This is a genomic window from Micromonospora pisi (assembly GCF_003633685.1).
GTDB classification, from domain to species: domain Bacteria; phylum Actinomycetota; class Actinomycetes; order Mycobacteriales; family Micromonosporaceae; genus Micromonospora_G; species Micromonospora_G pisi.
The window spans coordinates 3,027,564-3,053,978 of the sequence record NZ_RBKT01000001.1 but is presented as its reverse complement, the minus strand read 5'-3'; the positions used below and the strand labels follow the sequence as shown (position 1 = coordinate 3,053,978).

The window sequence follows — 26,415 nt, the reverse complement described above, 5'->3', positions numbered from 1 at the left end:
GGGAGAGATCATCAAGCGCGGACTTGCCCTAGATCGGCGGGGCGGGCGGGGGAGGGGCGGGGGTGGGCTAGCGGGTTAGGAGGGCGATGGTGAGGCCGGGGACGGTCCAGGTCCGCTCGACCCGGAAGTTGTCGCGGAGTGCGGTCGCCTTGGGCCGCGTGACCCCGGTCAGCGGGTCGGTCGGGTGAACGCCGCGGGTCAGCAGCCACACCCGGTCGACACCGGCCAGGCACTGGGCCGGCAGCGGGCACTCGGTGGCCTCCAGGGTGGCGGTGGCGACCGGGCCCTCGACCAGCAGTACGTCCCGGGGGCGCCGGTCGGGCAGGTAGTACGCGACGGCGACGTCGAGGAAGCCGGGCATGTCCCTGGGCGAATAGACGATCCCGTCGCCCGGTCGCTGGCCGGCACCGATGATCCGGGTGGCGGCCGGGTAGTCGATCGGCGCCGAACGTGGGGTCTCGTGCGTACGCCGGAGGCTGGCCTGGGCCGGTGCGCCGAGCAGCCCGGCGAGCGCCACGATCGGCAGGGCCCGGCGTAGCCGGAGCGGGGCGAGCGTACCGGCGGCGAGCAGGCAGCCGAACGGCACCGTGAAGAGCAGGTAGCGCGGTACCCAGAGCGGGGTGAGCAGGCCGCCGACGTACAGCAGCGCGGCCGGGAGCAGGACGCACGCGCCGAGCGCGACGCCTCGCCGTCCCCGGGTGAGCAGGCCGACGGCGGCCAGCCCGACCAGCAGGCCGCCGACGGCACCGCTCTGCAGCAGGTCGCCGGGGAGGTCGGGCAGGTCGGTCAGGGTCGGTGGCCGTACCCAGGCGAGTTGGCGGGCCTGCTGGTCGCGGCCGAGCCAGGCCAGTGGCGCCAGGACCAGGATCGCCGGTACGAGGGCGAGCGGCCAGCGCGCGTACCGGCGGTCGGTCTGCCGGTGCCAGGCGAGTCCGACCGCTACCGCGTGCCCGAGGACCAGGCTCGTCGCGAGCAGGTGGGACAGGCCCAGCCCGACCAGTGCGGCGGCGTAGCCGGCCCAGCGCCACCAGCCTGGTCGGTCCAGCGCCCGGAACAGCAGCAGGGTGGCGAGCACCGCGAAGAGCGTGGCGAGGGCGTACGGTCGGGCTTCCTGGCCGTACCGGGAGGTGCTCGGCAGGACCGCGAAGAGCAGCCCGGCGACCAGCCCGACCCGTCCGCCGAAGAGCCGTCCGCCGAGTACGGCGACCAGTGCCGCGGCCCCGGCCAGGCTGAGTGCGGCCGGTAGTCGCAGGGACGGTACGGAGTCGCCGAAGAGTTCGATCCAGCCGTGGATCAGCAGGTAGTACGCGACCGCGACGCCGTCGATGTTGGCGGCGAGTCGGAGCAGGTCGCCGGTGGGGCGGGAGGCGGCGCTCCAGGTGGCGAGTTCGTCGCGCCAGAGCGGTGCCCGGTCGATCTGGACCAGGACGATCGCCAGGGTGAGCAGCGCGGGCCAGAGCCAGCGGGTTCGGTCCAGCCAGCGGGGGAGGTCGGGTTGCGGGTCGCCGTCCGCCGCCGCTCGCGGCCCCGTTCCGGATCGATCGGGCCCTGTCCCGTGGTGACCGTCCACTGTCCCCGCCTCATGACGTCACGAGACAAAAGTTCGGTTTGCGCAATTAGCCCGAATATTGGGCATATTAACGTGAATCCGGCCACAGCGTGGTCCGGGATCCGGGATGCGCGGCGCGAGCGGTAGTCCGGGGACCTCGGAGTGTGGCAGCATGACCACTATGACCGCCGTTCGAGGCCGCGTCGTGACGCTGGGGCTGACCTGCCGCCGTCACGTCGACTACGGCCGCGTGCGTAGCGCGATCTGTCCGGCTCACTGACGCCCCCTGGACCACTTCTGTCTCGGGTGCGCTCTGCGCCGGCCCTGCTGACACCGTTGTCTCAGCCCCGCTGACCGGGGTGCCGTCGCTCTCGCGTACGCCGAGCAACTCGTCTCAGCAGACAACGGAGGACGCCGCGATGGCGGTCAGCAGTACCTCGGCGCTACCCGAAACCGCCGACACCCCGATTGCCGCAGCCGCCGCGACCCGGCCGGCACGCGCACCGCGCCGACCCCGTGGCGAGGGCCAGTGGGCGCTCGGACACCGCGAGCCGCTCAACCCGAACGAGCGGACGAAGAAGGACGACAATCCGCTCAACGTACGGGCCCGGATCGAGAACATCTACGCGCACCGGGGCTTCGCCTCGATCGACCCCGCCGACCTGCGCGGCCGGTTCCGCTGGTGGGGGCTCTACACCCAGCGCAAGGCCGGGATCGACGGTGGCCGTACCGCCGTCCTCGAACCGCACGAGCTCGAGGACGAGCACTTCATGCTCCGGGTCCGGATCGACGGCGGACAGCTCAGCCTGGAGCAGTTGCGCACCATCGCCGACATCTCGACCAGGTACGCCCGCGACACCGCCGACATCACCGACCGACAGAACATCCAGCTGCACTGGATCCGGGTCGAGGACGTGCCGGAGATCTGGCGCCGGCTCGAGGCGGTCGGCCTGGAGACCACCGAGGCATGTGGCGACTGCCCCCGGATCGTGCTCGGCAGCCCGGTCGCCGGGGTCGCCGAAACCGAGCGGATCGACCCGACCCCGGCGATCGACGAGATCGTCGCCCGCTACGTCGGCGATCCGGCCTACTCGAACCTGCCACGCAAGTTCAAGTCGTCGATCTCCTGGCTGGCGGACACCCCGTACGAGGTCAACGACATCGCGTTCCTCGGCGTCGACCACCCGGAGCACGGCCCCGGCTTCGACCTCTGGGTCGGCGGCGGCCTGAGCACCAACCCGATGCTGGCCCAGCGTCTCGGCGTCTGGGTGCCGCTGGCCGAGGTACCGGACGTCTGGGAGGGCGTGGTCTCGATCTTCCGGGACTACGGCTACCGGCGGCTACGGCACCGTGCCCGGCTGAAGTTCCTGGTCGCCGACTGGGGCGTGGAGAAGTTCCGCGAGGTGCTGGAGAAGGAATACCTCGGCCGTACGCTGCTCGACGGTCCGGCGCCCGACCTGCCGGAGAAGCCGATCGACCACATCGGCGTGCAGCCGCAGCGCGACGGGCGCTTCTACGTCGGCGCCGCCCCGGTGGTCGGGCGGGTCTCCGGCACCCAGCTCACCGCCCTGGCCGACGTCGTCGCCGCGCACGGCAGCGACCGGGTACGGCTCACCCCGTACCAGAAGTTGCTTGTTCTCGACATCGCGGAGGAACGGACCGAATCGCTGGTCACGGCCCTGCGCGGGATCGGTCTGGAGGCCCGCCCCTCGGTCTGGCGGCGCAGCACGATGGCCTGCACCGGCATCGAGTTCTGCAAGCTCGCCATCGTCGAGACCAAGGCCCGGGGCGAGGAACTGGTCGCCCGGCTGGAGGAGCGGCTGCGCGATTTCGACGCCGACCTGTCCATCCACATCAACGGTTGCCCGAACGCCTGCGCCCGCACCCAGACCGCCGACATCGGGCTCAAGGGGCAGATCGTGGTCGGGCCGGACGGCCGTCAGGTCGAGGGCTTCCAGGTGCACCTCGGCGGCGGCCTCGGCATGGCCCAGGGGCAGACCGCCGGGTTCGGCCGCAAGTTGCGCGGCCTCAAGACCACGGCCGAGGAACTTCCGGAGTACGTCGAACGAGTGGCCCGCCGCTACCTGGCCGGGCGCCAGGAGGGCGAGGCGTTCGCCCAGTGGGTGCTCCGGGCCGACGAGGAGGAGCTGAGATGAGCGAGACCCGCGCGGCACCGATGTACTGCCCCTACTGCGGCGAGGAGGACCTTCGGCCGCACGAGGAGTCGCACGGCGCCTGGGAGTGCCACGCCTGTGCGCGGGTGTTCACGGTCAAGTTCAGCGGACTACTGGGACGGGCGGTGGCGCGATGAACATGCTCTCGGCAACCAACCTCGGGCTGGTCACCCTCGGCCCCGTACCGACACCGGCGTCCACCCCCGACGGGCCGGCCCGTCGGTCCGCCGCCGAGTTGAAGGCACTGGCCGACGAGGCCGGCCGGGCCCTGGAGGGTGCGCCGGCGGACGAGATCGCCCGCTGGGCGGTGGAAACCTTCGGCGACCGGTTCTGTGTGACCAGCTCGATGGCGGACGCGGTCCTGGCCCACCTGGTCTCCCGGGTCGCCCCCGGTGTCGACGTGGTCTTCCTCGACACCGGGCTGCACTTCCCGGAGACGCTGCGGGTCCGCGACACGGTCGCCCGTACGCTGCCGGTCACCGTCCGGTCGATCCGGCCCCGGCTGACCGTCGGTCAGCAGGACGGCGAGTACGGTCCGCGCCTGTTCGCCAAGGCCCCGGACGAGTGCTGCGCGTTACGGAAGGTCGAGCCGCTGGAGCGGGCCCTCGGCGACTACGACGCGTGGGCCGCCGGACTGCGTCGGGACGAGTCCCCGACCCGGGCCAACACCCCGGTGGTGACCTTCGACGCCCGGCGCGGCAAGGTCAAGGTCAACCCGATCGCGGCCTGGAGCCAGGCCGACGTGGACGCGTACATCTCCCGCTGGAACGTGCCGGTCAACGAGCTGTTCCGGTCCGGCTACACCTCGGTCGGCTGCTGGCCGTGCACCCGGCGGACCAAGGCCGGCGAGGACCCGCGCGCCGGCCGCTGGGCGATGTTCGACAAGACCGAGTGCGGCCTGCACGTATGAGCGCCGGACCGGGTCCGGTCGTGCTGGTCGCCCACGGCAGCCGGGATCCGCGCGCGGCGGTGGCGACCCGGGCCCTGGTCCGGGCGGTCGGGGCGGCCCGTCCGGGCCTGCTGGTCCGGGCCAGCTACCTCGACCACAGCACGCCCCGTCCGGGGGCGGTGCTGCACGAGCTCGCGGCGGCCGGCCACCAGCGGGCCACCGTGGTGCCGTTGCTCTTCACCGCCGCCTATCACGGCCGGGTCGACGTTCCCGGGGCGATCACCGCCGCGCGCGCCGAGGGCCTTCAGATGGCCGTACGCGTCACCGACGTGCTCGGCCCGGTGGCCGTACCCGATCCGCCGGACGAGCTGCTGTTGGCGGCGTTGGGCCGTCGGTTGGCCGAGTCGGGCGCGGGGGCGGCCGACGGTGTCGTCCTGGCCTCGGCCGGAACCCGGGACGAGAGCGCCCGCCGTACCGTCGAGGCGGTCGCCGACGCGCTGGGGGAGCTGCTCGGTGTGCCGTGCCTGGCGGCGTACGCCTCCGCCGCGCAGCCGAGCGCCGGGGCGGCGGTACGGCGCCTGCGGGCCGGTGGTGCCCGCCGGGTGGCCGTCGCGGGCTACTTCCTCGCCCCCGGTTGGCTCTACGACGCCGCGGTCTCCTCCGCCCGTGACGCCGGGGCGGTCACGGTGGCGGCTCCGCTCACGGACGCGCCCGAACTTGCCCGGCTCGTCCTGTACCGCGCCGAGTCGGCGATCCTCACCCACTCCGACCATTGTTGATCGTCAGTGCCGTCGTTTCCGAAAGCCGGGGAATCGCGATCACTTGATCGTCGACAAAGCGCGCACTGCGTCGCTCGGGATGTAACAGAACGCGCCGGGGGAGTAACTCCCCCGGCGCGTTCAGCGTTTGTGGTTGGTCAGGCGGTGTGAGCGCGCAGGACCCGCAGTCCGCCGCGACGCTTGACAGCGCGTCGCTCTTCTTCGCTCATTCCGCCCCAGACGCCCGCGTCCTGACCGGATTCGAGTGCCCACTGCAGGCAATCGTCGGTCACGGAGCAGCGCCGGCAGACGGCCTTGGCCTGCTCGACCTGCAGGAGAGCCGGACCAGACGTCCCGATCGGGAAGAACAGCTCCGGGTCTTCGTCGCGGCAGGCAGCATGGTGACGCCAGTCCATGGCGGCAACACTCCTCAATCTGGATGGGTGGCAGTGGATAGCGTGGATCTTTTCCTATATGCATCCGCGGTGCCGACTTCGACGGTGTACACCCATCGTTTCGACAAGCACGTGCGCAGGCTGTTGTGCGCTTGGGAGCGCCGCGTGAACAACTCGCTTAACGAGCGGTCCGAGGCAACGTCCCGGTAACTCAAGTTCGCTTGTGAATACTTTCACGAACTCCCGCGATGTCAAGGGGAGTGCTCAGAAAAACTCTGAGCGGGTGAGCAAGCCCACAACCCTTTTGTCCGAATTCCGGCGCTTGCCGGGACCCGCCGTACCACAGCCAAGGATCAATATAGTACAGTCCACGCGACATTGCTGGCATTTCCGACATCCGTCCCTCGTCCGGCATGTTCCTCAGGGAGCCATGGAGGAGGCTGTACCCCAGCGCTAGCAGATTACTCTTAGTGCGGCGCTTACGGAGGAGAATCGAACTTTTTCTCGTTCACCGAGATAGTCCCCATCGAGCTGAAACGCCTGCGGACGCCCCGCTACCAGCGTAAACTCCTCAAGATCGTGCATCCGAAGAATTTGCCGGCCGTGCGGCTGACTCCTCCGCGACAGCAGCTGCGTCACCGTACGTGTGGTGCTGGGCACGCGCAGCCGGCGGACCGCCATCACGTCCAGCCCGAGATCGAAGGACGCATCGGGGTTGGGGTTCACTTCCCGATCGCCGATGTACGTCCACGGGGCGGTGTTCTGGATGACCACCGTCGCCAGCTCGGTCGCCGCGACCTCGTCCGGTAACTCCAGTGCGATGTCCGGATGCCGGCGCTCGGTGCCGAGGGCGTACTGGGCGATCATCGCCCGGAGGTAGAGCGAGGGGGTGGAGACCCGCCCCCGCCGCCGCGCCTGTTCCACCCGGTGCACCACCGCCGCGTCCAACCCGAAGCCGGCGCAGAACGTGAAGTAGCGATCGTCCGCCCGGCCGAGCCCGACCGACCGGAACCGCCCCAGCCGTACCCCGTCGAGGATCACGCTCGTCGCCTCCGGCCACTCCCGGGGCAGTCCCAGCGCGCGGGCGAAGACGTTCGTCGAACCGCCCGGGACCACGGCCAGCGCGGGCAGCCGCTCGGCCGACGGCTGCGCCAGGTCGACGGTCGACGGCTCGGCGGTCATCAGACCGTTGACCACCTCGTTGACCGTTCCATCGCCGCCCAGCGTGACGACCAGGTCCATGCCGTGCCGGACGGCCTCCCTGGCGAGGATCACCGCATGGTCGCGCCGCCGCGTGTACTCCACGGTGAGGTCGACCTCACTGCGCAGGGCCCGGACGAGCACGTCCCGGCTGCGCTGGCTGGTGGCGGTGGCCTTCGGGTTGACCACCAAAAGGGCCCGCATGGGCGGCACTGTACCGCGAGAAAGCGCGGGTATCGTTTCGCGCGTGACCACCGACTCACCCGTGACCAGCGATTCTGCCCTGGTGCCCGGACCACTGCGCGGGGCCGTGTGGCTGCTGCGCGGTGAGGCTGCCGCGCTCGGTCTGCTCGCCGCGTACCTGATCTACGCGGACCTGACCAGCACCGCGAGCGATCTTGTGAACGCGCTGTTCGTGACCGCGTTCACGGCTGGAGGCGCGCTCGTGCTCTGGTTGCTCGGCGCCGCGCTGGGCCGGCTCCGGTCCGGCGCCCGCGCACCCGCCATCGTGCTCCAGTTGATGCTGCTCCCGGTCGGTTACTACATGATCCAGGGCGGGCTTGCCTGGCTCGGGATTCCGCTGATGGCGCTCGGCGTGTTGGTCGTCGGCCTGCTCGTCTGCGCCCCCACGAACCGGGCCCTCGGCGTCGGCTGAATCCGGGCCGGGCTCAGAACTCGGCGGCGCGTCGGGTGAGCAGCGTGATCGTCGCCTGCTTGCCGTCGGCAGTCGCCTTGGCCGAGGTGGTCAGCGCGGTCAGCACCTTCCACGCGAACGACGACTCCGCCGGCAGCCGGGCACCCGAGGTGGTCGGCACCGTCACCTCGACGGTGAGCGCGTCGTCGGTGACCGAGAACCGGCACTCCAACTCGGCGTCCCGGGTGGCGATCGCGAGCAGCATCGCGCACGCCTCGTCGACCGCGATCCGCAGGTCCTCGATCTCGTCCAGAGCGAAGTGCAACCGGGCGGCAAGACCGGCGGTCGCGGTACGCAGCACGCCCAGATACCCACCGTCGGCGGGCACCGTGAGCATCACGATGTCGTCGTCGACCGTCGGCTGGGTGGTAGATCGAGTCACCGGTGCCATCTCCCTCGGCTTCGTACGCCCGTGGTGGCGCCGGTCCCCTGGACGGGACCCGCCCCGGCGCCGACGGGCACTCTCACCGTACCGGGCGTGGGGGTGCACCGCCCCGGCCGCCGTCCCGTACCGCGTGCCGCCGCCCGGTCGCCATGATCGTCAGGTGTTCGGTCGTCCGTTCCGCGGCGGGTCAGGCGGTCGAGCGTCCGGCGATGCTGAAGTCGCGGAGCAAACTCGGTTGCGGGTCGGTGGTGTGGTGGGCAGGCTCGCCGGATGGATCAGGACGAGGCAGGGCATTCCGACGAGATCGCGACGACTGGTGAGGCCACTACGGGTGGGTTCCCGGCGATCGACGTGGCACTGGTGCGGCGGCTGATCCGGGCGCAGTTCCCGAAGTGGGCCGACCTACCGGTCCGGCCGGTCGAATTCGGCGGATGGGACAACCGGACCTTCCACCTCGGCGAAGACATGACCGTACGGCTCCCGAGCGCCCCCGGGTACGCGCTCCAGGTCGCCAAGGAGCATCGCTGGCTGCCGAAACTCGCGCCGTACCTGCCGCTGTCCATCCCCGAGCCGGTGGCGATGGGAGCGCCGGGTGAGGGATATCCGCTGAACTGGTCCGTCTACCGCTGGATCGAGGGCGAGCAGGCGCACATCGCGCGGATCGCCGACCTGACCGAGTTCGCCACCACGCTCGCCGGCTTCCTCACCGCGCTGCGCCGGGTCGACGCCACCGAGGGGCCGCTGGCGGGGGAGCACAGCGCCTACCGGGGTGGACCACTGGAGACGTACGACGCCGAGACCCGGCGCGCGATCGAGGATCTGGCCGGCCGGATTCCGGCCGACGTCGCCACGGCGGTGTGGGAGACGGGCCTCGCGAGCAGTTGGCAACGTACGCCGGTCTGGTTCCACGGTGACGTCGCCTTCGGCAACCTGCTGGTCCGCGAGGGCCGGTTGGCCGCCGTCATCGACTTCGGCTGCGCCGGCGTCGGTGACCCGGCCTGTGACCTGGCAGTCGCCTGGACTCTCTTCTCCGGACCGAGCCGCGAGGCGTTCCGGGCAGCCATCGACCTCGACCCGGAGACCTGGGCCCGGGGACGGGCCTGGACGCTCTGGAAGGCCCTGATCGTCGTCGCCGGTCGAACCGGTGCCCCGCCCGGCCGGCAGACGGTGGAAGGGCGGCTCATCGACGACCTCCTCAGCGAGTACCGGCAGTCGGGCGGCTGACGGGCGCCCCCGACCAAGTCTGGCTAGAGTTGCGCGGTGCGTAACCGGTCGACAAGGGTCATCGACGTCACGTGGATGCCCCGATCCCCCCTCCTGCCAGGTATTCGAGCATCGATGCGCGGATGGGGGTGGGGACGATGACCGTCACTGTCCGCTACGGCGAGTGGGTCTCACCGGTCACCGCGGTGATGGCCACCGAGGGGATGAGCGCCGGGCAGATCGCCGCCCCGGCGTACGTCGGCACGGTCGGCGCCGAGGTGTGGTGGACCGAGCCCCGTCCGACCGAGGAGGGGCGGATGGCCCTGGTACGGCGACGGGCGGACGGCAGCACGGAGACGGTGCTGCCCACCCCGTGGAACGTACGGAGTCGGGTGATCGAGTACGGCGGCCGGCCCTGGGACGCCCACACCGGCGCCGACGGCGTGCTGCTGGTCTTCGTGAACTTCGCCGACCAGCGGCTGTACGCGTACGACGCCGATGTCCCCGGGGCGGGTCCGCGCCCGTTGACCCCGGTCTCGACCGTCGGGGGCGGCCTGCGCTGGGCCGAACCCGAGATCGACGTCGACCGTGGTGAGGTCCGCTGCGTGCTGGAGGAGTTCACCGGTGAGGGGCCGTCGGACGTACGCCGGGTCATCGTCGCCGTCCCGCTCGACGGGTCGGCGCAGCGGGACCGGTCGGCCGTCCGGGAGCTCTGCGACGACGGGCACCGGTTCGTCGGCGGCCCCCGGTTCTCGCCCGACGGCAGCCGCGCCGTGTGGCTCGCCTGGGACCACCCGTACATGCCGTGGGACGCGGCGGTGCTGCGGATCGCCGAGGTCGACGTCCAGGGCCGGCTGCACCGGGTACGCACACTGACCGGAGGCCCCGGCGACCCGATCGCGCAGGCCGAGTGGGCGGCGGACGGCAGCCTGCTGGTGGCCGCCGAGCGGACCGGGTGGTGGAACCTGTACCGCGTCGACCCGGAGACGGGGCAGGCGGTGGCGCTGCACCCGGCCGAGCAGGAGTTCGCCGGTGCGCAGCGGCTCGGCCTGCGCTGGTTCGCCCCGCTGCCGGACGGCCGGGTTGCCGTACTGCGGGGCCTGGGTGCGCAGCGGCTCGCCCTGCTCGATCCGGTCACCGGTGTGGTGACCGAGGTGCCGGGGGAGCGATCCGAGTGGCTGCCGCAGCTGGCCGTCTCCGGTGACCGGGTGGTCGGCGTCGCAGGCGGGCCCGCGCAGCCGTACGAGATCGTCGAGTACGACCTCCCCACCGGTGATCTGCGGGTTGTCCGTGCCGGTCAGCACGCCCCGGTGGATCGCGGTTACCTGCCGGAACCGCTGGCCCGGGTCTTCACCGGCCCGGACGGGGAGCGGATCCACGCGCTGCTCTATCCGCCGCGGAACGTCGACCACGCTGGTTCCGGAGCGGGCGAGAGCGATCCGCCACCGTACGTGGTGTGGGTGCACGGCGGGCCGACGATGCGCGCCCCGGTCGCGCTGAACCTGGAGATCGCCTACTTCACCTCCCGGGGCATCGGGGTGGTCCAGGTCGACCATGGTGGCTCGACCGGGTACGGGCGGGCCTACCGCGAACGGTTGCGTGACCAGTGGGGCGTGGTCGACGTGGGCGACTGCGCGATCGTCGCCCGCGCGATCGTCGACGAAGGACTGACGGCACCGGGCCGGGTGGCGATCCGGGGCATCAGCGCGGGTGGTTTCACCGCCGCCGCCTCGCTGGTCGCGACCGACGCGTACGCCTGCGCGACACTGCTCTGCCCGATCCTCGACCTGTACGGCCTGGCGTCGGGCCAGACCCACGACTTCGAGTCGCACTATCTGGAGTCCCTGGTCGGGCCGCTGGCCACGGTTGCGCAGCGTTACCGGGACCGTTCGCCGGCCGCCCATCCGGAGCGGATCGACGTCCCGTTCCTGCTGCTCCAGGGCTTGGACGACCCGATCTGCTCGCCGGAGCAGAGCGAGCGGTTCCTGAGCGGGATGAGCGGCCATCCGGTCCCCCGCGCCCACCTGACCTTCGCCGGGGAGGGGCACGGGTTCCGCCGCCAGGACACCATGGTCGCCTGCCTGGAGGCCGAACTCTCCCTGTACGGACAGGTCTTCGGCTTCACGCCGCCCGGCGTACCGGTGCTGGCGTTGCGCTCCTGACCCCCCCTCCGCCCGACCCGTCCGATCCGCCTCCCCGAGCCATGCGATCAAGGAACGCGCGGCCCGGTACCGCCGTCCAAGGTGATCACGGCCGCGTGATCCGTCGTCCCGGATCGCGCGGTCAAGGCCGCCCGGCTACCGGCGTCGCCGAGGCCAGCGGACCGGTTCGTAGAGTTTCCGGGTTGATCCCGGGGAGGGAGGCGGACGTGTACGACGACAGTCGGCTGCTGGAGCCGGGAGAGGAGCGGGCGTACCGGCTGCTGCTGCGGCTCTCCGTGGCCAGTCCGGCCGACCTGGCCGGTCTCGCCGCGCTGCCCGAAGCCGAGGCCGCGAAACTGCTGGAAGCGTTACGGGACAAGGGGCTGGCGGTGAGCCGGCCCGGCCCGGACCGGATCTTCGAACCGCTGCCGCCGGACGTGGCCCTCGGCAACACCCTGCTTCGCCGGCAGGAGTCGCTGGAGACGGCACGGCAGGCGGTGGCCGCCCTGACCGAGGAGTACCGGGCCAGCGCCCGGCGGCACCACGCCGATCACCTGGTGGAGGTGGTCGTCGGCGCCGCCGCGTTGCGCGACCGGCTGCGCGACCTGCAGAACTCGGCCCGTGAGGAGATTCTCTGGTTCTGCCGGGCCAACCCGTTGGCCATGTCCGGGCCGGAGAACGCCGAGGAGTCCGGCGCCCTGACCCGGGGTGTGCGGTACCGGGCGATCTACGAGCGGGGGCTGCTGGAGATGCCCGGTGAGCTGGAGAGCATCGCGGAGAGCGTACGCGGCGGCGAGGAGGCCCGTACGTTGCCGGCGCTGCCCGTCCGACTCGCCATCGCCGACCGCTCCACCGCCGTCTGTCCACTGGTGCCGGACGACCACCAGGGCATCGGGGAGCCGACCGCCGCGCTGATCCGGCGCAGTGAACTGCTGGACGCGCTCCTCGCGCTCTTCGAGAGCCACTGGGACCGGGCCACCCCGATCCGCCTCGACGGTGATCCGGGCACCCCCGCCCCGGCCAGCTCGTACGGGGACGTGAGCGACGACGTACTGGCCGAGAGCGAACGGTTCCTGCTCTCGCTCTTCGTGGCCGGCTTCCCGGACAAGTCGATCGCCTCGCAGCTCGGCGTCAGCCGACGTACGGTGCAGCGCCGGCTGGAGCGGCTGATGCTCCTCGCCGGCGTGGACACCCGTACCGGCCTGGCCTTCCAAGCGGCCCGTCGGGCCTGGCTCTGACCGGCGGTCGCGCGGGACCGGGCGGGACGACGGGACCTGTCGCCCCGCCCGGTGGCACTCAGCGCAGGCCGTACGCCCGGATCACGGTCTGGGTGACCGCGTTGCCGGACCCGTCGGTGGCCCGGACCCGGAGCGAGACGCTGCCCCTGCCGGCGGGGATGCTGGCCCGGAAGTCGGGGCCCTTACCGGAGACCGTGACCTTCTTCCAGGTGGTGCCCTCGTTGAAGGACACCTCGGCGGTCAGGGCGGTGCCCTCGGGCGCCCCCAGGCCGTTCTGGTTCCGCACGCTCAGTCGCAGCGTGTGCGCCCGGTCGGGGGCCCGGCCGGTCAGGTCGACCGGTGCGTCGTAGTCGACCTGGAGCAGCGGCAGCGGCCTGGCCTTGTCACCCGGCCGTTGACCGGAGCGGAAGTCCCACACCGTCTCGGTACGGGTGCCCCAGTTCCACTCCGGGTCCGTGCGCTCGGTGTTCAACACCAGCCGGTACCACGCCTGGGCGCTGGTGGTGGTGACGTCCTGACGGGCGTTCGGCAGTTCGGCCAGGAGTTGGCCGTCCCGCCACAGCTTGGCGTCGATCCGGGTGGCCTCGCCGATGGTGAAGTGACCGTCGGCGTCGACGAACTCGGGCACCCGCAGGGCGAGCGTGTTCCCCGTCCGGGTCGAGACCAGTTCCGCTACACCCTTGGGTGACGCCGGCCGGACCACCGCCGCCAGCCAGTTCTCCGCACGCCTACCGGCACGGTAGCTGGTGGGCGGCTCGGTCATCCCCGTCGCCAAGGGGCCGAAGTCGATCGACGGCCAGTCGTGTGCCACCCGGTGCTGCCAGAGTGAGTCCCCACTGGTCACCCACTCCTCGCGCACCTTCGGGGTCTCGACGAAGCGGAAGTGGTCGTTCCATGAATACGTCTGCCAGGGGCGCCATCCGAACCGCTGCTCCTTCTCCCACGGGATTCCACCGTTGTCGGCGTAGCTGGAGGTGATCCGTACCGAGTTCTCCGGGGTCACCCGGTAGACGACCTGGTCCGGGATCCGGCCGGTCTCGACGTGTTGCACGTCGTAGAGGTAGGGGCTGGAGGTGGTCAGGGTCAGGTCGACCGTGGCCTGACCCTTTGACGCGCGGGCGACGAGTTTCGCTCCCGCGTCCGCCGCAACGGCCAGCATCGGGATCGCCTCCCGGTCGCCGGTCGGTCGCCACACCGTCCACGCCGACCAGTCCGCCGGGCGAACCATCAGGGTCACCGCGGCCCCGGCCGCCGCCGCCGAGGCGGTCACCTCGCTCTCGCTCGGCGCGTCCTCCCCGTTCGGTTCGGTCGACGAGTCGATCAGGACGGCCGCGCCCCTCACCTTCGCCGCCTTCAGCTCCGCCGGGGTACCCCGACCCGCGTAGACCAGCGGGAAGGTGCGCTTCCCGTCGTACGCCGGGGACTGCCCGGTCAGGTTGACGTCGAGCGGCCCGCTCACTCCGGGCACCCGGATCTGGACCATCGGCGCCACCAGCTGCCAGCGGGACGAGAACTCGAACGCACCGGCCGACACCTGCTTCGTCGGCGTGACGTTGACCTGCTTGACCGTACTGAAGTGCATGCTGCCGAAGTTGATCTCCCGGCCGGTGCCGGTCACCCGGTGCGTGTAGTAGCTCAGCACCGCCTGCTGCTCGCTCGGCTTCGGCGTCTCGATCCGGATCGGGGTGCCCGTGCGGGCGTCGAGCAGCACCTCGACGTCCCGGTCGACCCGCAACTCCGGGTTCGTGATCAGGGTCGTCTGCTCGTCCAGCACGCCGCCGTCGTCGATCAAGCTGTTCAGCAGGTACGACCCCGCCTCGACCCGGGTCGTCCAGGTGGTGCCCTCGAAGAGGAAACCGAGGCTGTCCGAGCGGCTGCTGTCGCCCTGGAGCAGGATGACGGGCACCGCCACCGGCTTGCCCGCCCGGTCCACCGCGCGGAACGTGACGCTGTGCCGTGGGCCCTCCAGGGTGACCGCCATCGCCGTGGTGGCGAGGACACCGTCCGGCCCGGTCGCGGTGATCCAGCCGCCGTACTGACCGGTGGCCAGCTTGGCCAGGTCGACCGTCACCGGCACGTCCACCGATCCGCCAGCCGGTACGGTCACCGTGCCGGTGCCGACCGTGATCGCCCCGGTCTCCGGGGCACCCGTGCCGAGGTTCGACACGTCCGTGGCGAGGGTGAGGGTCACCGGTACCGTGCCGTCGTTGGTGTACGTCACCGTACGAGCCACCGGAGCCGTTCCGGAAGCGCTCTTGACCTGTAGGCCGAAGTCGGCCACTCCGGTGGCGAAGACCCGCTGGCTGACCGCACGGGCGACATCCACCCGGCCGGCGCCCTCGGCGAAGACCGACAGCTCCTCGTTCGTACGGGCAGTGCTGACCAGGGCGTTCTTCAGTCGCGCCGCAGACCAGTCCGGGTGCTGCTGGGCCAGCAGCGCGGCCGCGCCGGCCACGTGCGGGGTGGCCATCGACGTACCGGAGACGGCGGTGTACCGCTCGTCGACCGGCGTACCCATGTCGGTCCCGGCGGCGCGGGCGGCGACGATGCCGACACCGGGCGCGGTGATCTCCGGCTTGAGCCCCTCGTCGCCGAGGCGCGGACCGCGGCTGGAGAACGGGGCCAGCGACTCGTCCCGGTCGACCGCGCCGACGGTCAGCGCCGACGCGGCGGTGCCGGGCGAACCGACGCTGTAGTCCATGCCCTCGTTGCCGGCCGCGACCACGAAGAGCGTGTCGCTCTCGGCGGTGATCCGGTCGACCGCCTCGCGCAGCGGGTCGCTGCCCTCGCCCGGGGTGCCGCCGAGGCTCATGCTGACCACCGCCGCGCCCTGTTCGGCGGCCCACTCCATGCCCGAGATGATCCACGACTGGTAGCCGCTGCCGTTGTCGTCGAGCACCTTGCCGACGAGCAGGCTCGCACCCGGTGCCACGCCCTTGCGGGAGCCACCGGAGGCGGCGCCGGTGCCGGCCACCGTCGACGCCACGTGGGTGCCGTGACCGTTGTGGTCCGTCGCATCCGCGCCGTCGGTGAAGTTCTGCGCGAGTGCCACCTTGCCGGCGACGTCCGGGTGGGTCTGGTCAATGCCGGTGTCGAGCACCGCGACCTTGACCCCGGTCCCGTCATAACCGGCCTGCCACGCTGCGGGCGCGCCGATCTGGGCAGTGCTCCGGTCGAGCGTCGAACGGACCCGACCATCCAGCCAGATCTGGCTGATCCCAGCGCCCAGCGCCGGAGCGGTGGCGGTGCGGGAACGGGCCGTGGCACCGGCGGAGTCGGTCGGCGCGGTGGCGCGCCAGAAGTCAGCCAGCGAGGACTTGCCGGCCACCAGTGCGGCGCCACCGATGCTCGGCAACGACCGGGCGCCGGTCGTACCGGCGATGGCGCTGCGGGCACCAGCCGCCGGGTCACGGTAGCGGACGATGAGCGGCAGTCCGGCGGACTTCGCGTCGCCGTACCCGTTGGCGATCAGCTCCTGGACGTCGAAGAGGTCCGCGTCGAGCGTTCCGGCCGAGACGTACGGCACCGCGTCGCTGGGGAGCACCCGCATCCCACCGTCGACCTCGATGGTGTGGAAGGTCATCCGCTCCCGACCGGGGCCCGGGTGCACCGAGGCGGTGAACCGACCGGCTCCGGCAGCGGAAACCTCGACCACGTCACCCGTGATCAGGGTGACTGTCGACGTGGCGCCGGTCGGCGCGACGGGGGCGGCGGGAGCAGCACCCGGCGGTGGCGCGGCCGAGGCCGGCGGGGTGCCGGCAGCGGTGAACGCGAGTACGGCAGCCAGACCGGCGGCCGTACGACGCAAGGGGGTGGACATGGCCCAGACTCCTCAGGTTCAGCGGAACGCCATCAATCTGACGTCAGCTCGGAGTCTGTGGCCGGATCATTTCCCCGGTGCGGTACGAGGGGTGCCGCAGAGGCGACATGGCACTAAGTGGACATCCCGCCGCGCCCCTGGGTGCGAACATGATCCACCGAGGGTGATCAATTGTCACGAGATGTCGCTGATCGATGACTGTCCTGTGTCCCGTCACCGTGACCGGGGAGTGGGCTCAGTCGGCCTGTTCGGCGAGCGCGCTCAACGCGTCCCCACTGAGGCGGTACGGCACCCACTCGTCCATCGGCGCGGCGCCGATGGAGTGGTAGAACTCGCGGGCCGGGTTCCAGTTGAGCACCCACCAGTCGAGACGCTGGTAGCCGCGCTCGACACAGACGGCGGCGAGGGTGGCGAGCAGCCGCCGGCCGGCGCCGGTGCCCCGGGCGGACGGCCGGACGTACAGGTCCTCCAGATAGATGCCGTGTACGCCGCGCCAGGTGGAGAAGTTGAGGAACCAGAGCGCGAAGCCGATCGTCTCGCCCTCCGGATCAAGGGCCACGTGCCCGAACAGCGCCGGCCGCTCGGCGAAGAGCGCGGCGTGCAGCTGCTCCTCGGTGAGGTGGCATTCGTCGGCCGCGCGCTCGTAGTCGGCCAGTTCGTGCACCATCGCGACGATGGCCGGCACGTCCGAGGGACGCGCCGGCCGAATCGCGGGTCGGGGACTTCCGTCCCCCCGGTCGGCGAGCGGCCGGCCGGTGGAAACCGTGGAACTCACGCCTGCTTGGTCTCCCAGAAGATCTTCGAGATCTCCTCGATCTTCTGCAGCAGCTCGTCCGCCTTGGCCGGGTCGGTCGACGCCTTGGCGCCGCCTCCGCCGCCAGCCAGCTTGGTGGCCTCGTTGAAGAGCGAGTGCAGGTTCGGGTACTTCTCGAAGTGCGGGGGCTTGAAGTAGTCGGTCCACAGCACCCACAGGTGGTGCTTGACCAGCTCGGCCCGCTGTTCCTTGATGATCAGGGCCCGGGTCCGGAACTCCGGGTCCGTGTTGGCCTGGTATTTCTCGCAGATCGCCTTGACCGATTCGGCCTCGATCCGAGCCTGGGCCGGGTCGTAGACCCCGCAAGGCAGGTCGCAATGGGCGTGCGCGACGAAACGTGGTGTGAGGATGCGTGGAAGTCGCATCAAGGCCCTCCGTGGGATGTTTGCGATGATCCGAGACGACATTACTCCTGACTTACGTCCCCAGGGCGGTGGAGGTGAAACCCGGTGCGCGGTGGAGAAGCGGTCGAGCCGCCGGCCGGCCTGGTGCCGCCGGCCCGCTGGCTGTACCCCGTACTGGTGAGCGGGCCCTCCATGGTGCCGACGCTCCGTCACGGTGATGCGGTGCTGGTACGGCGTGGCGGACGTGCCGTACGTCCCGGTGATGTGGTGGTGGCCGTCTTCCGGAGCCGTCCTGAACTGGCGGTCGTCAAACGGGCGGTACGCCGGCAGGACGGTGGCTGGTGGCTGCACGGTGACAATGAGCTGATCACCGACGACTCCCGTGCGTACGGGGTGGCCGATGTGCTCGGTCGGGTGGTGTTCCGTTACTGGCCACGCCCCCGCCGCCTCGGTTACCGCTCGGTATGACCCTGCTCACAGGTACGGTAAACAGACGACAGTATGCTCATTGGCCGTGCCCGGGTGACCCCCCGCACCGCACCGCCGGTCATTCGCCGACCTCGCGTCGAGCCGGTTGGTCCCAACCGCTCGACGAACCCTGGAGTTCTCCCCATGCCATCGTCTTCTGTGGATCACTCTGATCCGGTATTCGAACTGCACCGTGGCGGCAAGTTGGCGGTGGCCTCGACGGTACCGCTGACCAGCCGGGAGGACCTCTCCCTCGCGTACACCCCCGGGGTCGCGAAGGTCTGCGAGGCGATCGCCGCCGACCCGGAACTGGTCGACGACTACACCTGGGTCTCGCACACCGTGGCGGTGGTTACCGACGGTTCCGCCGTACTCGGGCTCGGCAACATCGGCCCCCGCGCGGCGATGCCCGTGATGGAGGGCAAGGCGGTGCTGTTCAAGCAGTTCGGCGGCGTCGACGCGGTGCCGATCTGCCTCGACACGCAGGATGTCGACCAGATCGTCGCGACGGTGGTCGCGCTGGCCCCGTCCTTCGGCGGGATCAACCTGGAGGACATCTCCGCCCCGCGCTGCTTCGAGATCGAGCGCCGCCTCGACGAGCTGCTGCCGATCCCGGTCTTCCACGACGACCAGCACGGCACCGCCATCGTCGTGCTCGCCGCCCTGCGCAACGCGGCCACCCTGCTCAACCGCAAGCTCGGTGATCTGCGGGTGGTCGTCAGTGGCGCGGGCGCGGCCGGGGTCGCGGTGACCCGGATGCTCGCCGCGGGCGGGGTGAATCCCGGTGAGATCGTGGTCTGCGACTCGCGGGGCGTGCTGCATCCGGACCGGGAGGGGCTCACCCCGGTCAAGGCGGAGCTGGCCGAGTTCACCAACGCCGCCCGCTGCCAGGGTGGCATCACCGACGCGCTGCGCGGCGCCGACGTGCTGATCGGCGTATCCGGTGGGCAGATCCCGGAGCAGGCCGTCGCCGGCATGGCCCCGGGCGGCATCGTCTTCGCGCTGGCCAACCCGACCCCAGAGGTGCACCCGGACGTCGCGGGCCGGCATGTCGCGGTGGTCGCCACCGGGCGCAGCGACTTCCCGAACCAGATCAACAACGTGTTGGCCTTCCCCGGGATCTTCCGGGGCGCGCTCGACGCGCGGGCAACCCGGATCACCGACAACATGAAGGTCGCCGCCGCCGACGCGATCGCCTCGGTGGTGGCGGAGAACCTGACGGCCGACGCGATCGTCCCGTCGCCGCTCGATCCCCGGGTCGCCCCGGCCGTGGCCGAGGCGGTTCTCGACGCCGCCCGACGCGACGGCGTCGCCCGCGCCTGAGGTGTAAGGAAGGGCCCCCTCCTATCGTTTTCCGTATAGGAAGGGGCCCTTGTCAACACCTGCGCTGCGGCGGTGGGGCGTTCCGATCGGGGGCCGGCGCTGTTAGCGTGCGGATCATGCGTGCTGCCTTCGCCTCGACCTTCGACGCCGACAACCCGCTCGCCGCGCTCGCCGTCGGTGACCGGCCGGAGCCGACCCACCCGGACGACGACTGGGTGACCGTCGAGGTCCGGGCCAGCTCGCTCAACCGGCACGACCTGTGGTCGCTGAGCGGGGTCGGTCTGGCCCCGGAGCAGTTGCCGATGATCCTCGGCTGCGACGCGGTGGGCGTCGACCCGGACGGCAACGACGTGGTGGTCTACCCGGTGGTGGTGGACCCGTCCGACCCACGTGGTCTGTCGATCCTGTCGGAGCGGTTCCCGGGCACGCTCGCCGAGCGGGTGGCGGTGCCGAGGGCGAACCTGGTGCCCGTACCGGCGGGTCTTCCGCTCACCGACGCGGCCTGCCTGCCGACGGCCTGGCTCACCGCGTACCGGATGCTCACCAACCGGGGCCGGATCGACGAGGGCGAGGCGGTGCTGGTGCAGGGGGCCGGCGGCGGGGTCGCCACCGCGGCGGTGGTGCTCGCCGTCGCACTTGGCAAGCGGGTCTACGCGACCAGCCGGGACGCGGCGAAGCGGGACCGGATCGCGGCGCTCGGTGCGACCGCGCTCGCCCCGGGAGCCCGGCTGCCCGAACGGGTCGACGTGGTGATCGAGACCGTCGGCGCGGCGACCTTCGACCACTCGATGAAGTCGGCGAAACCGGGGGCGCGGATCGTGGTCTCCGGCGCGACCGCCGGGCACGAGCCGAAGGTGAACCTGCGGCGGGTCTTCGCCCTCCAGTTGGAGATCCTGGGGACCTCGATGGGAACCCCGGCCGAGCTGGCGGAACTGCTCGCCCTCTGCGTCGACAAGGGAGTACGTCCGGTGGTCGACTCCGTCTACGGTTTCTCCCAGGTCTCCGACGCGTTCGCCCGGCTGCACTCCGGCGAGGTCTTCGGCAAGGTGGTGCTCGACCACTCCCGCTGAGCCCCGGCAGCGCCCGTACCGGCCGGTAGGGCGGTCCGGGTGGACCTGCTGGGAGCGGTGACGAGCTGAACACGCGCGATCACGCGATTTGAAAATCCGGACCTTTCCCCCCGGGTAAACAGGGGTAAACGAGCGGCATAAGCCGCCTGAAAAGCGTAGATAAGACCGGGGTAAGGTCCTCTTTAAGAAAACTAAAGGTTCGGATTCCGATCTTTTTGTGATACCTCCTCGCCACCTTGGGTGCGCGGTACAGTCAGGCCGTTCTGCTCTGCTGATTGCGGACTATGTGTAGGTCGAAGGGGTCAGATCTTGAGGTTCTCGGCGGCGCATAAGGATATTGAACAAGTGCCACGATCCGCGCGAGGCGGGCATAAGTTATTTAGCCGTCGCCCGCGTTCATTATTGGTAATTCTGGCAACGATGGTCGTCGCCGTGGCCGGCATCGGAGTGGCCGTGGCGGGCAGCCGCGACGGGTCGATGGCGATCTACAAGGACGGGACCGTGGTCGACGGGGCGGCGATCAACGGCTACCTCCACGTGCGGGCGAACAACGTCACGATCAAGAATTCGACCATCCGCTACGGCGGTGCCTCGCACGCGCTGCGGATCTTCGACGGATTCTCCGGCACGGTCATCGAGGACACCAAGATTCATTGTGGGTCGGCCCGGACCAACGGAGTGGTGTTCGGAAACTACACCGCCCGACGCGTACAGGTTTTCGGCTGCCGACACGGATTCATGTATTCCGACTCCGCCCCGGCGACGATTGTCGAGTCGACCTGGAATGGCAAGGCGGTGACCGCCGGCGCGGAGATCGGCCCGGCCCCCGAGGCGCCGGCCGAGTCCACCGCCACCCCCAGTGCCCGCCCCAGCGCCACCCGTACGACCGCCCCGGCGCCCAGCAGCGCGCCACCGCCCGAGGCGATCGGCAGCATCCCGGAGTCCTTCCCGGGCCCGAACAACACCGGAGTGCCATCCGGTGTCACGCTCAAGGCATCCGGTTCGATCAACGCGGTAAGGGACGGCCAGGTCTTCACCGGGCTCGACATCAAGGGCTGCGTGACCGTCACCGCCAAGAACGTGGTGCTGCGGAAGTCGCGGATCAGTTGTGGCGGGCTCTACTCGATCAGGACCAAGGGTGCGGTCAACCTGCTGGTCGAGGATGTCGAGATCAACGGTCAGGGCACGAACTCGGCCGCCGTCTGCTGCGGCGACTACACCCTCCGCCGGGTCGAGATCACCAACACCATCGACGGTCCGCGCCTGGGCAACAACACCGTGATCGAAAACTCCTGGATCCACCACCTCAGCCGGGCCAGCGGCTCGCACAACGACGCGTTGCAGACCACCGGCGCGTCGAACATCGTGGTACGGGGCAACTCGCTGGAGACGTACAACCCGATCACCAGGGATCCGTTCAACGCCTGCATCATGATCGGTTCGACGACGGGTCCGGTGGTGTCGAACCTGACCTTCGAGAACAACTACTGCAACGGCGGCAACTACTCGATCGGAATCCGCGAGGACCTCAACGGCAGCAACATCAGGTTCCGCCAGAACGTCTTCGGCCGGGACTTCCGGTTCGGTGTGGTGGCCCGCCCGACCCAGGCCGGAATCAGCTGGGACAAGCCCAGCAACGTCTGGGCGGACGACCGTAGGCCGGTTGTCCCGTAACCCGACCGCTCCACCCGCCCCCCTCCACCCGGGTCCGCGCGCGAGCGCGGACCCGGGTGCGGCAGGAGGAGGCGTACGCGTGGGCCGGACGGCGGGGCGCTGCTGGGGCGGGCGGCACCGCGGCCGCGAGCGAGCGTACGCACGCCGACCGCGTACGTTCCCTCCGGCGCTGGGCGGGGCACGGCCCGTTCGATGGCGCACCCCGAGGCGGCAACCGCCCGCCCGCAGTCGGTACGCGTGACCGACCGGGCCAGGTCGAGCGACCCGATCCACGGTCGTCTCCGCGCACCTCTTTGACCGTAAGCGCGTACTCCGCCATACACGGCCACCCGTCCGGCTGCGGTACGGCGGCCAGCCGGTCGATGTTGACCGGCCACCTCGGTGGTTCGCCGGGTCGACGAGTGGTCCGAGCCAGGCTGTCGGGCACGTTCGCTATGGTCATCGGCATGCCTGACACGTACCCGGACCCCAGTGGCAACACCGAGGCCTTCCGTGCCTTCGCGCACCCGGCCGCCGAACCGTCCGCCCCCGTCAAGTCGTCGTCGAACCTGCCGTTGGTCGTCGCCCTCGTCGTCGCGGCCGTGGTTGTGGTCGGCCTGATCGCCTGGCTGGCCCTCTAGTTCGCCTTACCCGTCGACTCCTTCACGCCCTGTCTGCCGCCCCACCCGCCCCGACCCGTGGGCGGGCGGGCGGCGGCGGGACGGGAGGTCAGCCGGGCGCGACCAGACTGGCGGTCTGTCGGGCTATCTCCAACTCCTCGTTGGTGGCGATGACGCAGACCGCCACCCCGGCCCCGTCGGGGGAGATGAGGCGGTCGCCGGACCCGGCGTTACGGTCGGGGTCCACCACCACGCCGAGGTGTTCCAGGCCGGCGAGCGCGGCCGAGCGTACCGGTGCGGCATGCTCACCGACCCCGGCGGTGAAGGTGATCGCGTCGAGCCGGCCGAGCAACGCCAGGTAGCCGCCGACATAGAACGTGATCCGCCGGCAGTAGACCTCGAAGGCCAGTTCGGCCGCCGGGTCACCGGCCGCCCGGCGGCGCAGCACCTCGCGCATGTCGTTCGCGCCGCTCAGACCGAGCAGACCGCTTCGGTGGTTGAGCAGGTCGTCGATCTCGTCCACCGACAGCCCGCCGGAGCGGTGCAGGTGGAGCAGGACCGTCGGATCCAGGTCACCGCTGCGGGTGCCCATCACCAGGCCCTCCAGCGGCGACATGCCCATCGAGGTGGCGATGCTGCGACCACCCGCGACGGCGCACGCGCTGGCCCCGTTCCCCAGGTGCAGGGTGATGGTGTTCGTCTCCTCGTACGCCCGGCCGAGCAGTGCGGCGGTACGCCGGGACACGTACGCGTGTGAGGTGCCGTGGAAGCCGTACCGGCGGATGCCGTACCGGTCGGCGGTGGCCGAGTCGATGGCGTAGCGCGAGGCCGATTCCGGCAGCGTGCGATGGAACGCGGTGTCGAAGACGGCGACCTGGGGCACGTCCGGCAGCAGTTGCCGGGTGACCTCGATGCCGGTCAGGTTGGCGGGGTTGTGCAGCGGGGCGAGTGGCACCAGTTCCCTGATCTTGGCGAAGACCTCGTCGTCGATCAGGGTGGGCGCGGCGAAGCGCTCGCCGCCGTGCACCACCCGGTGTCCCACCGCGGTCAGGCCGGTACGGTCGATTCCCTCCAGCACCTGCCGGACCGCACTCTCGTGGTCCGGTGGGCCCCCGTCCGGCTCGCCGATCCGCTCGATCACTCCCTGCCCGAGCACCACCGGCCCTGAGCCGCCCGGACCACCGGAGCCGTCGGCGCCGCCCGAGCCGCCCGTGTCGACGCGGTCGTAGAGGCGGTACTTGAGCGAGGACGAACCGCAGTTGACGACCAGGATCCGGCTCATGGGACCACCCTGCCTTCCGGCTCCGGTCCGGCCGCCGCCTGGATCGCGGTGATCGCCACCGTGTTGACGATGTCCTTGACCGTGGCGCCCCGGGACAGGTCGTTCACCGGACGACGCAGGCCCTGCATGACCGGACCGACCGCGACCGCCCCGGCCGAGCGCTGCACGGCCTTGTACGTGTTGTTGCCGGTGTTCAGGTCGGGGAAGACGAAGACGGTGGCGCGGCCGGCGACCGTACTGCCGGGCAGTTTGGTGGCCGCCACCGTCGGGTCGATCGCGGCGTCGTACTGGATCGGCCCTTCGACCAGCAGATCCGGTCGGCGGGCCCGGACCAGTGCGGTCGCGGCGGCCACCTTCTCCACGTCGGCGCCGGCACCGGAGGCGCCGGTCGAGTACGAGAGCATCGCCAGCCGGGGTTCGACACCGAACCGGGCGGCGGTCTCGGCGGAGGAGAGCGCGATGTCGGCGAGCTGGGTCGCGTCCGGGTCGGGGTTGACCGCGCAGTCGCCGTAGACCAGCACCCGGTCGGCGAGCAGCATGAAGAAGACGCTGGAGGCGACCGAGAGCCCCGGCACCGTCCGGATGATCTCGAAGGCGGGGCGGATGGTGGCGGCGGTGGTGTGGGTGGCACCGGAGACCATGCCGTCGGCGTGACCCTGGTGCACCATCATCGTGCCGAAGTAGTTGCTGTTGACGACCACGTCCTGGGCCAGGTCGAGGGTGGCGCCGCGATGGGCGCGCAGCCGGGTGTACTCGGCGGCGAAGGTCTCGCGCCAGGGGCTGGTCGCCGGGTCGACCAGCTCGGCCTGGTTGATCTCCACTCCCAGTTCGCGGGCCTTGCGGCGGATCTCGCCGGGGTCGCCGAGCAGGGTCAGATCAGCTACTCGGCGGCGGAGCAGGATCTCGGTCGCGCGCAGGATCCGCTCGTCCGTGCCCTCGGGGAGCACGAGTCGGCGCCGCGCCGCGCGGGCCCGGTCGATCAGGTCGTACTCGAACATCAGCGGGGTGACCCGTACCGAGCGGGTGACCCGGAGCCGACGGGCCAGCTCGGGGGTGTCGACGGCGGCCTCGAAGGCGCCGAGAGCGGCCTCGACCTTGCGCGGGTTCGCCACGCTCGGTCGGCCCTCGATCCGACTGGACGCGGCCACCGTGTGGTAGCTGTCGCCGGGCACGGAGAGCACCGCCAGCCCGGTGCGGAGCCGTTCGACCAGGCGCATCACCCGTGGATCGGGTTGTTCGGCCAGGGTGAGCACCAGGCCGGCGACGGACACCTGACCGGCGACGTGCGCCGCGGCGGCGGCCACCAGCAGATCGGCCCGGTCGCCGGGCGTGATCACCAGGGCCCCGTCGGTGAGATGGTCGAGCAGGGTCGGCACGTGTGCCGCGCCGACCACAAAATCGAGCACGTCACGGTCGAGCGCGGCCCGGTCCCCGGCGAGCAGCCGGGCGCCGAGGGCAGCCGCCACCTCGGCCACCGTCGGCGCCGACACGGTCGGGACCTCGGGGATCGCGTACGCCGGAACCGGCAGTTCCGGCAGGGGCATCGCCCCCGGCACCCGGTTGGCGATCACCGCCAGTACGGTCGCCCCCAGGTCTTCCAGGTCGTGGTACGCGCCCCGGGCCGCTGCCGCGATCGCCTCCGGTTCCTGGCCGAACCCGTCCACCACCGGCACCACCACACTGCCGAATTCGGTGGCCAGCCGGGCGTTGAAGGCGAGTTCCCGGGAGAGACCACCGGTGCGGCTCTCCGCCGCGTCGTCGAAGTCGCTGCCGACCACCACGACGGCGGGGCAGCCGCGTTCGACCGTACGGTAGCGCTCGACGATCCGGGCGATCAGCTCTTCCCGCTGGCCGTCGGCGACCAGGGCGGACGCCTCGGCGTAGGTGGTGCCGTAGAGGTCTTCCGCCGGGGTGTCGATCCGGTAGCGGTCGCGGAGCAGGGCCAGGATCGGGTCCTCTTCGGTCCCGCCGACCAGCGGCCGGAACACGCCGATCCGCTCGACCTGCCGGGAGAGGAGTTCGGCCAGACCGAGCGCGATCGTCGACTTGCCGCCGCCCTGTCCCAGGCTGGCGATATAGACACTGCGTGCCACCTGCCCAACCTACAAGATCGGGCGCCCCATCGGCCGGGTCAGCCGAGGTCTACCGGGACACATCACGCCGTCACGCCGTCTACTCGTCGTCCTCGTCGTCGAGCCGGGCCAGCCAGGTGGCGAACCGCTCGATCGGCGTCTCGAACTCGGGATTGAGGTCGACGAAGTCACGCAGTCGCTCGCCGAGCCACTCCAGGGTGACGCTCTCGTCCCCCCGGCGTTCGACCAGTTCCTCGATACCCCGGTCGGTGAAGTACATCGTGGTCCTTTCAGACGCCGGGGCGGATCGAGGTGGGAACCTC

23 protein-coding genes are annotated in these 26,415 nt (G+C 71.0%); 13 read left to right on the top strand and 10 right to left on the bottom strand.

Going from position 1 to position 26,415, the window contains the following annotated elements; genetic code table 11:
- Positions 1 to 67 precede the first annotated feature (67 nt).
- Positions 68 to 1,477, bottom strand: a complete 1,410-nt coding sequence (locus tag BDK92_RS12575) for a glycosyltransferase family 39 protein (RefSeq protein ID WP_121162060.1) — start codon at positions 1,475 to 1,477, stop codon at positions 68 to 70.
- Between the two features lie 491 nt (positions 1,478 to 1,968).
- On the opposite strand from BDK92_RS12575, the gene BDK92_RS12570 reads away from it, so the two are divergent.
- The 4 genes from BDK92_RS12570 to BDK92_RS12560 are packed head-to-tail and all read left to right on the top strand — an operon-like array spanning position 1,969 to position 5,391.
- On the top strand, positions 1,969 to 3,705 hold the full coding sequence (locus BDK92_RS12570; RefSeq protein WP_121156873.1) for a nitrite/sulfite reductase: 1,737 nt from the start codon (positions 1,969 to 1,971) through the stop codon (positions 3,703 to 3,705).
- Positions 3,702 to 3,860: a hypothetical protein gene (locus BDK92_RS38960; RefSeq protein WP_170208559.1), complete on the top strand. Its 159-nt coding sequence runs from the start codon at positions 3,702 to 3,704 to the stop codon at positions 3,858 to 3,860. Before BDK92_RS12570 ends, BDK92_RS38960 begins: the two co-directional genes overlap by 4 nt.
- Positions 3,857 to 4,633 carry a phosphoadenylyl-sulfate reductase gene (locus tag BDK92_RS12565; protein ID WP_121156872.1) on the top strand — a complete coding sequence of 259 codons (777 nt, stop codon included), beginning with the start codon at positions 3,857 to 3,859 and terminating at the stop codon, positions 4,631 to 4,633. The genes BDK92_RS38960 and BDK92_RS12565 overlap by 4 nt, the downstream gene beginning before the upstream one ends.
- Positions 4,615 to 5,391, top strand: a complete 777-nt coding sequence (locus BDK92_RS12560) for a sirohydrochlorin chelatase (RefSeq protein ID WP_121156871.1) — start codon at positions 4,615 to 4,617, stop codon at positions 5,389 to 5,391. Before BDK92_RS12565 ends, BDK92_RS12560 begins: the two co-directional genes overlap by 19 nt.
- 137 nt (positions 5,392 to 5,528) lie before the next feature.
- Here the strand turns inward: BDK92_RS12560 and BDK92_RS12555 are convergent, their stop codons facing one another.
- Positions 5,529 to 5,786, bottom strand: coding sequence for a WhiB family transcriptional regulator (locus tag BDK92_RS12555; protein ID WP_121156870.1), 258 nt, complete (start codon positions 5,784 to 5,786; stop codon positions 5,529 to 5,531).
- Between the two features lie 432 nt (positions 5,787 to 6,218).
- Positions 6,219 to 7,169: a diacylglycerol/lipid kinase family protein gene (locus tag BDK92_RS12550; RefSeq protein WP_121156869.1), complete on the bottom strand. Its 951-nt coding sequence runs from the start codon at positions 7,167 to 7,169 to the stop codon at positions 6,219 to 6,221.
- Positions 7,170 to 7,230: 61 nt separating this feature from the next.
- On the opposite strand from BDK92_RS12550, the gene BDK92_RS12545 reads away from it, so the two are divergent.
- Positions 7,231 to 7,620 (top strand): hypothetical protein, encoded by a 390-nt coding sequence (locus BDK92_RS12545; protein WP_121162058.1) that lies wholly within the window; start codon positions 7,231 to 7,233, stop codon positions 7,618 to 7,620.
- Positions 7,621 to 7,633: 13 nt separating this feature from the next.
- On the opposite strand, the gene BDK92_RS12540 is transcribed toward BDK92_RS12545, so the two are convergent.
- Entirely contained in the window at positions 7,634 to 8,041 is a 408-nt protein-coding gene (locus BDK92_RS12540; protein ID WP_121162056.1) for an ATP-binding protein, read from the bottom strand.
- 273 nt (positions 8,042 to 8,314) lie between these two features.
- Here BDK92_RS12540 and BDK92_RS12535 point away from each other — a divergent pair, with 273 nt between their 5' ends.
- From BDK92_RS12535 to BDK92_RS12525, 3 genes are all read left to right on the top strand, one after another.
- Entirely contained in the window at positions 8,315 to 9,268 is a 954-nt protein-coding gene (locus tag BDK92_RS12535; RefSeq protein WP_121156868.1) for an aminoglycoside phosphotransferase family protein, read from the top strand.
- 137 nt (positions 9,269 to 9,405) lie between these two features.
- Positions 9,406 to 11,409, top strand: a complete 2,004-nt coding sequence (locus tag BDK92_RS12530; protein WP_121156867.1) for a prolyl oligopeptidase family serine peptidase — start codon at positions 9,406 to 9,408, stop codon at positions 11,407 to 11,409.
- 206 nt (positions 11,410 to 11,615) lie between these two features.
- The gene (locus BDK92_RS12525; RefSeq protein WP_246016991.1) at positions 11,616 to 12,626 is read left to right on the top strand and encodes a helix-turn-helix domain-containing protein; all 1,011 of its coding nucleotides are present in this window, start codon (positions 11,616 to 11,618) and stop codon (positions 12,624 to 12,626) included.
- Positions 12,627 to 12,684: 58 nt separating this feature from the next.
- On the opposite strand, the gene BDK92_RS12520 is transcribed toward BDK92_RS12525, so the two are convergent.
- The 3 genes from BDK92_RS12520 to sodN all read right to left on the bottom strand — a co-directional run bounded on the left by BDK92_RS12520 (position 12,685) and on the right by sodN (position 17,625).
- Positions 12,685 to 16,446, bottom strand: a complete 3,762-nt coding sequence (locus BDK92_RS12520; RefSeq protein WP_121156865.1) for a S8 family serine peptidase — start codon at positions 16,444 to 16,446, stop codon at positions 12,685 to 12,687.
- A 235-nt stretch (positions 16,447 to 16,681) separates the two neighbouring features.
- Positions 16,682 to 17,113, bottom strand: a complete 432-nt coding sequence (locus BDK92_RS12515; RefSeq protein ID WP_121162054.1) for a GNAT family N-acetyltransferase — start codon at positions 17,111 to 17,113, stop codon at positions 16,682 to 16,684.
- A gap of 104 nt (positions 17,114 to 17,217) precedes the next feature.
- The gene (gene sodN, locus BDK92_RS12510) at positions 17,218 to 17,625 is read right to left on the bottom strand and encodes a superoxide dismutase, Ni (protein ID WP_121156864.1); all 408 of its coding nucleotides are present in this window, start codon (positions 17,623 to 17,625) and stop codon (positions 17,218 to 17,220) included.
- Positions 17,626 to 17,709: 84 nt separating this feature from the next.
- Here sodN and BDK92_RS12505 point away from each other — a divergent pair, with 84 nt between their 5' ends.
- From BDK92_RS12505 to BDK92_RS38955, 5 genes are all read left to right on the top strand, one after another.
- Positions 17,710 to 18,072, top strand: a complete 363-nt coding sequence (locus BDK92_RS12505) for a S24/S26 family peptidase (RefSeq protein ID WP_425462226.1) — start codon at positions 17,710 to 17,712, stop codon at positions 18,070 to 18,072.
- Between the two features lie 144 nt (positions 18,073 to 18,216).
- Complete coding sequence (locus tag BDK92_RS12500) at positions 18,217 to 19,395, top strand: NAD(P)-dependent malic enzyme (RefSeq protein WP_121156863.1); 1,179 nt, start codon at positions 18,217 to 18,219, stop codon at positions 19,393 to 19,395.
- Positions 19,396 to 19,502: 107 nt separating this feature from the next.
- On the top strand, positions 19,503 to 20,465 hold the full coding sequence (locus BDK92_RS12495; RefSeq protein ID WP_211349193.1) for a zinc-binding dehydrogenase: 963 nt from the start codon (positions 19,503 to 19,505) through the stop codon (positions 20,463 to 20,465).
- A gap of 420 nt (positions 20,466 to 20,885) precedes the next feature.
- On the top strand, positions 20,886 to 22,139 hold the full coding sequence (locus tag BDK92_RS12490) for a hypothetical protein (protein ID WP_121156862.1): 1,254 nt from the start codon (positions 20,886 to 20,888) through the stop codon (positions 22,137 to 22,139).
- Between the two features lie 446 nt (positions 22,140 to 22,585).
- On the top strand, positions 22,586 to 22,759 hold the full coding sequence (locus BDK92_RS38955; protein ID WP_170208558.1) for a hypothetical protein: 174 nt from the start codon (positions 22,586 to 22,588) through the stop codon (positions 22,757 to 22,759).
- A gap of 88 nt (positions 22,760 to 22,847) precedes the next feature.
- Here the strand turns inward: BDK92_RS38955 and BDK92_RS12480 are convergent, their stop codons facing one another.
- The 3 genes from BDK92_RS12480 to BDK92_RS12470 form a co-directional block, all read right to left on the bottom strand.
- Entirely contained in the window at positions 22,848 to 24,020 is a 1,173-nt protein-coding gene (locus BDK92_RS12480; RefSeq protein ID WP_121156860.1) for an acetate/propionate family kinase, read from the bottom strand.
- Positions 24,017 to 26,113 (bottom strand): phosphate acetyltransferase, encoded by a 2,097-nt coding sequence (pta, locus tag BDK92_RS12475; protein WP_121156859.1) that lies wholly within the window; start codon positions 26,111 to 26,113, stop codon positions 24,017 to 24,019. The genes BDK92_RS12480 and pta overlap by 4 nt, the downstream gene beginning before the upstream one ends.
- Before the next feature lie 79 nt (positions 26,114 to 26,192).
- Positions 26,193 to 26,372, bottom strand: a complete 180-nt coding sequence (locus BDK92_RS12470) for a DUF6104 family protein (protein WP_121156858.1) — start codon at positions 26,370 to 26,372, stop codon at positions 26,193 to 26,195.
- Between the last annotated feature and the right edge of the window lie 43 nt (positions 26,373 to 26,415).

Coding starts and splice junctions, on each gene's coding strand:
- BDK92_RS12570 (WP_121156873.1), top strand. CDS start 1,969: ATGGCGGTCAGCAGTACCTCGGCGCTACCCGAAACCGCCGACACCCCG.
- BDK92_RS38960 (WP_170208559.1), top strand. CDS start 3,702: ATGAGCGAGACCCGCGCGGCACCGATGTACTGCCCCTACTGCGGCGAG.
- BDK92_RS12565 (WP_121156872.1), top strand. CDS start 3,857: ATGAACATGCTCTCGGCAACCAACCTCGGGCTGGTCACCCTCGGCCCC.
- BDK92_RS12555 (WP_121156870.1), bottom strand. CDS start 5,786: ATGGACTGGCGTCACCATGCTGCCTGCCGCGACGAAGACCCGGAGCTG.
- BDK92_RS12550 (WP_121156869.1), bottom strand. CDS start 7,169: ATGCGGGCCCTTTTGGTGGTCAACCCGAAGGCCACCGCCACCAGCCAG.
- BDK92_RS12535 (WP_121156868.1), top strand. CDS start 8,315: ATGGATCAGGACGAGGCAGGGCATTCCGACGAGATCGCGACGACTGGT.
- BDK92_RS12530 (WP_121156867.1), top strand. CDS start 9,406: ATGACCGTCACTGTCCGCTACGGCGAGTGGGTCTCACCGGTCACCGCG.
- BDK92_RS12520 (WP_121156865.1), bottom strand. CDS start 16,446: ATGTCCACCCCCTTGCGTCGTACGGCCGCCGGTCTGGCTGCCGTACTC.
- BDK92_RS12515 (WP_121162054.1), bottom strand. CDS start 17,113: ATGGTGCACGAACTGGCCGACTACGAGCGCGCGGCCGACGAATGCCAC.
- sodN (WP_121156864.1), bottom strand. CDS start 17,625: ATGCGACTTCCACGCATCCTCACACCACGTTTCGTCGCGCACGCCCAT.
- BDK92_RS12500 (WP_121156863.1), top strand. CDS start 18,217: ATGCCATCGTCTTCTGTGGATCACTCTGATCCGGTATTCGAACTGCAC.
- BDK92_RS12490 (WP_121156862.1), top strand. CDS start 20,886: ATGGTCGTCGCCGTGGCCGGCATCGGAGTGGCCGTGGCGGGCAGCCGC.
- BDK92_RS38955 (WP_170208558.1), top strand. CDS start 22,586: ATGCCTGACACGTACCCGGACCCCAGTGGCAACACCGAGGCCTTCCGT.
- BDK92_RS12480 (WP_121156860.1), bottom strand. CDS start 24,020: ATGAGCCGGATCCTGGTCGTCAACTGCGGTTCGTCCTCGCTCAAGTAC.
- BDK92_RS12470 (WP_121156858.1), bottom strand. CDS start 26,372: ATGTACTTCACCGACCGGGGTATCGAGGAACTGGTCGAACGCCGGGGG.